Annotated in this window: 1 protein-coding gene; it reads left to right on the forward strand. The window is 23.5% G+C overall.

What is annotated here, in order from left to right:
• Positions 1–83: 83 nt before the first annotated feature.
• Entirely contained in the window at positions 84–677 is a 594-nt protein-coding gene (locus tag G3997_RS04895; RefSeq protein WP_296649011.1) for a DUF1638 domain-containing protein, read from the forward strand.
• Positions 678–733: the final 56 nt, after the last annotated feature.

The raw sequence follows: 733 nt of genomic DNA on the forward strand, positions 1-733 counted from the left end.
ACTAATATTACTTTAATTCAAAAGTTATCAACAACCTTTTATGTAGTGTAAAATCCTAATATGACAAAAAGGGGGGTATTATTATGAAAATTTTTATATTATCATGTGGTGTATTTGAACCGGAATTAAATAAGGTATTGGATGAAATTAGAGAAGAAAAAATATTTAATGAAGACATTAATGTAAAATATTTACCTTTTGGTCTACATGCAAACTTAAATAAGCTAAAGTCAGAAATAGTTAGCAATTTAGATGAAGTTAAAGATAGTAAAGTTATTCTTTTATACGGCAGTAAATGTCATTATAAATTTCATGAGTTTTTAAAAGATTATAAAAATGTAATCACCTTTGATGATGCAAATTGTATGGAGTTAATAATTAAGGATAATAAGATTAAAAATAGTATTATAGATGATAATAACGTATACATAACACCCGGGTGGGTACTTAAATTTGATGAATTAAACAAATTTATTGATGCTGTAGATATGTATGATATTAGACAGCAATATGGTCAGTATGAAAATGTTATAATTGGAGATACAAAAGTATTTGATATTACCGAGGAAATGATTTTTGATTTATTTGAAAAAATCCAAGTGCCTATCGATATTGAAAGTATAGATATTAATAATTTTAAAAATAAAATTATAGATGCTCTAAATAAATGTATATAAGATTTTAAACATGTACACCAATATAATGGTGTACTATTTATTTTTTAAGAATAATA

This window comes from Romboutsia sp. 13368, from assembly GCF_018336475.1.
In the GTDB taxonomy this organism is placed as follows: Bacteria; Bacillota; Clostridia; order Peptostreptococcales; family Peptostreptococcaceae; genus Romboutsia.